Raw genomic sequence first — 3,601 nt, 5'->3', positions numbered from 1 at the left:
GGACCGCTGCCGAGGTTTGGCACCGCATGGCACATCGGGCCCTGGCGTGGAAACAGGCACTTGCGCCTGTGTATCGACGCGAGGAAATCTCGCCATCATTCCGCGGCAATGGCTCACGCACAGTAGATAGCGACTTTTACCGCACGCAGCTTGCCGGCGGATTTCCCGACTGGAGGCTGGAGGTACGCGGACTGGTCGATACGCCGCTTGCACTAAGCCTCGACAATATCCGCCGCTTGCCACAACGCACCCAAATCACCCGTCACGATTGCGTCGAAGGATGGAGCGCTATCGGCGAATGGACCGGCGTGCAGCTTTCGCTATTGCTCGATGCGGCAGGCGTGCAGGAAGCGGCCAGGTTCATCGTCTTCCGCTGCGCCGACAAATATAATGGCGGCGACTATTACGAGAGTATCGACATGGTCGATGCCTATCACCCACAGACGATCATCGCGCATATGCTCAATGGCGAGCCACTACCCGAAAAGAACGGCGCACCGCTGCGGATGCGGGTGGAACGCCAGCTCGGCTACAAACACCCCAAATACCTCACCGCGATCGAAGCCGTGGCGTCGCTGGACGGCATCGGCGATGGCAAGGGCGGCTATTGGGAGGATCGCGCCGGATACCAGTGGTACGCGGGGATTTAGCTCCTGGCCGGCTAGTCTGGGTATTTGCGCTGCATTGCGGCCCAGTCAGAAGCGATCATCTCTTCGAGCACATCCATATCGATATCGGCCAGCTTGTTAACGTAGAGACAGCTTTTCCCCATCTTGTGCTTGCCCAGTTTGCCAAGCAGTGCTTCACGCCGTTTGCCTTCTGCCTTGTCGCAATATCCGCCCATCAGGTAGAGCGAGTGTTTCGCCTTGCGCGGTGAAAAGCCTGTGCGCATCCAGTTCACGTCGCGGCCGCTGGCATAGGTTGTGCGATATTCGCCGTAACCGATGATGGAGGGACCCCACATCCTCGGAGCCGCTCCGGTAACTTTGCGGAACAGCGCATCAAGTTTTCTGGCATCCTCGCGCTTTGTCGCCGGTTCGACGGCGGCAATGAATTCCGCTGGATCCTGCCTCGTGAGCTTTGTCTTCGGTTCAGACATAAGCCGTTCCTACATTCCCCGTTTGACAGGTTAGCGCCACACGCGTCATCTGTCAGCGTACCAAAACAATTGGGGGATCAACGCCTATGTGGCTGCTCGACAAATTCCTGAACAAGGCAATCAAGCACGGTCAACTGATCGTGACCGACTATGACGGTAGGGAATATATCTATGGCAGCGAACCCGGAAACTACTCCGCTGTAGAAGGGGGCAAGCCGGGCCCCATCCGCATCCGGCTGACGGACAGGAAAGCGGCAATGCACATTGCGCGCTATCCCCAGCTTGGCGCAGGCGAAGCCTACATGTGGGGCTGGCTGGTGGTCGAGGAACCGCACGACATCCGCGACATGATCCTGTTCGTGACCATGAATGCCAAGCGGCTTGGCGATGAAACGCTCAAGGCCAAGGGTCCTCTGCGCAAGATCGCGCAAAAAGCAGTTGCCAAGCTCGACGGGATCAATCTGCGCGGCAGCGCGCGCAAGAATGCCGAGCACACCTATAACCTCACTCGCCAGCTATATGAGCGATTCCTTGATGAGGATCGCCAATACACCATGGCCTATTACCGCGAGGATCCTGCCAATACCTCGTTGGAAAAGGCGCAGATGGACAAGAAGGCGCATCTCGCCGCCAAGCTCTATCTCAAGCCCGGCATGAAGGTGCTGGATATCGGCTGCGGCTGGGGCGGCTTCGCACTCTATCTGAACAAGATGTACGGCGTAGAAGTAACCGGCGTTGCTCTGGCGCCCGATCAGATCGCTTTCTGCAAGGAACGCGCCGAGGCCGAGGGCGTGGCCGACAAGGTCAAGTTCGCGCTGATGGACTATCGCGACGTCGAGGGCGAGTTTGACCGGATTTCCTCGGTCGGCCTGCTCGAACATGTCGGCACGATTCACTATCCGCAATTCTTCGAACATACCCACCGCCTGCTCAAGCCGGATGGTGTGATGATCAGCCATTGCTGCGGACGTGCGGGCCCTCCCGGCTACACTGACGCATGGACGCGCAAATACATCTTCCCCGGCGGCTATATCCCTGCCCTGTCCGAACTCGTCACCGAAAGCGAGAAGGCAGGCTGGCAAGTGATGGACGTGGAGGCGATGCGCTTCCACTACTCCTACACGCTGGAGGAATGGTACAACCGCACCGTCATGCACCGCGAAGAGATCACGCAGATGTATGATGAAGAGTTCTACCGCATGTGGCTGTTCTACCTTGCCGGGGCCGAGCAGAGTTTCCGCAATGGAACCATGGTCAACTGGCAGCTCCAATATGTGAAGGATCGCAATGCCATTCCGATGACCCGCGAATATATCACCGAAGAATCGGCCCGCCTGCGCGAGAAAGGCGATGTGCCGCGCTGGCGCTTCGATCCGGCGCTGAGAGAGGCGGCGGAATGAGCAGCAGCCTGATCGACCGTTTCCTCGGATCGATCGTCAGGCAGGGTCGCCTCACCATCACCATGCCTTCGGGCGAGCGGCATGAACTGGGCACGCCGGCAGAGGGGTTTCCCGAAGTCGCCATCCGGTTTGCCGACAACAAGGTTGCGCGTGACATCTTGCTCGATCCCCGCCTGGGTGCGGGCGAAGCCTATATGGATGGACGCATCTTGATCGAGCGGGGCGACGTCATGCAGCTCGTCCAGCTACTGCGCGCGAACAAGCCGTGGGAACGCGGCGGCTTGCTCAAGCCCCCTTCCCCACTCTCCAGGCTGAAGAACCGTGCGAAGTTCATCGCGTCATCCTTCAACCAGGCGGCGAGTTCGAAGCGCAATGTCGCGCATCACTATGACATCGGCAACGATCTCTACCGCACGATGCTCGACCACGAGCACATGCAATATAGCTGCGCCTATTGGGCGCCGGGCGTTGAAACGCTGGCTCAGGCGCAAGAGGCCAAGCTGGCACATATCGCCGCGAAACTGGCGTTGGAGAGCGGGCAGCACGTGCTCGACATTGGTTGCGGCTGGGGCGGCATGGCGATCTATCTCGCGCGGCATTTCGATGTGAAGGTGCTGGGAATTACTCTGTCGGAAGAACAGCTGGCGCTTGCGCGCGAACGCGCGGAGGCGGCTGGCGTAACGGATCGCGTCCGCTTCGAACTGGTCGATTACCGCGACCTTGCCGCAAGGGGAGAGCGCTTTGACCGGATCGTCTCGGTCGGTATGTTCGAACATGTCGGCCGCCCGCAATTCGAAACCTTCTTCCGCGCCTGCGCCAATCTGCTCACCGATGAAGGCGTGATGCTGCTGCACACGATCGGGCGCTTTGGCGGGCCGGGTACGACCGACGCCTTTACTGCGAAATACATCTTTCCTGGCGGATATATCCCGGCGCTTTCAGAGACTTTGGCGGCGAGCGAAAAGATGCGGCTGATCCATACCGATATCGAGACGCTGCGGCTGCATTACGCTAGGACATTGCGCGCATGGTACGCCAATTGCGAAGCCCATCGGAGCGAGATCATCGCCATGTTCGACGAGCGCTTTTATCGCATGTGGAC

Annotated in this window: 4 protein-coding genes; 3 read left to right on the top strand and 1 reads right to left on the bottom strand. The window is 59.3% G+C overall.

Annotation, left to right across the window (positions count from 1 at the left end; all coding sequences use genetic code 11):
- The coding region (locus ACQY6C_RS14595; protein ID WP_427969992.1) for a molybdopterin-dependent oxidoreductase at window positions 1-650 on the top strand (650 nt) is incomplete at its 5' end.
- An 11-nt stretch (window positions 651-661) separates the two neighbouring features.
- On the opposite strand, the gene ACQY6C_RS14590 is transcribed toward ACQY6C_RS14595, so the two are convergent.
- Window positions 662-1,099, bottom strand: a complete 438-nt coding sequence (locus ACQY6C_RS14590; protein WP_427969990.1) for a DUF1801 domain-containing protein — start codon at window positions 1,097-1,099, stop codon at window positions 662-664.
- 86 nt (window positions 1,100-1,185) lie between these two features.
- On the opposite strand from ACQY6C_RS14590, the gene ACQY6C_RS14585 reads away from it, so the two are divergent.
- Window positions 1,186-2,499: a class I SAM-dependent methyltransferase gene (locus tag ACQY6C_RS14585; protein WP_427969988.1), complete on the top strand. Its 1,314-nt coding sequence runs from the start codon at window positions 1,186-1,188 to the stop codon at window positions 2,497-2,499.
- Window positions 2,496-3,601 (top strand): class I SAM-dependent methyltransferase (locus ACQY6C_RS14580; protein WP_427969986.1); only part of this gene is annotated, 1,106 nt, incomplete at its 3' end. The genes ACQY6C_RS14585 and ACQY6C_RS14580, both read left to right, overlap by 4 nt.

It is taken from the genome of Altererythrobacter sp. (assembly GCF_050299635.1).
Taxonomy (GTDB): Bacteria; Pseudomonadota; Alphaproteobacteria; order Sphingomonadales; family Sphingomonadaceae; genus Erythrobacter.
The sequence above is the reverse complement of the archived record's forward strand: the minus strand, read 5'-3'. Positions and strand labels throughout refer to the sequence as shown.

Bases quoted from the DNA above. Each gene is read 5' to 3' on its own strand.
- ACQY6C_RS14590 (WP_427969990.1), bottom strand. From the start codon at position 1,099: ATGTCTGAACCGAAGACAAAGCTCACGAGGCAGGATCCAGCGGAATTC.
- ACQY6C_RS14585 (WP_427969988.1), top strand. From the start codon at position 1,186: ATGTGGCTGCTCGACAAATTCCTGAACAAGGCAATCAAGCACGGTCAA.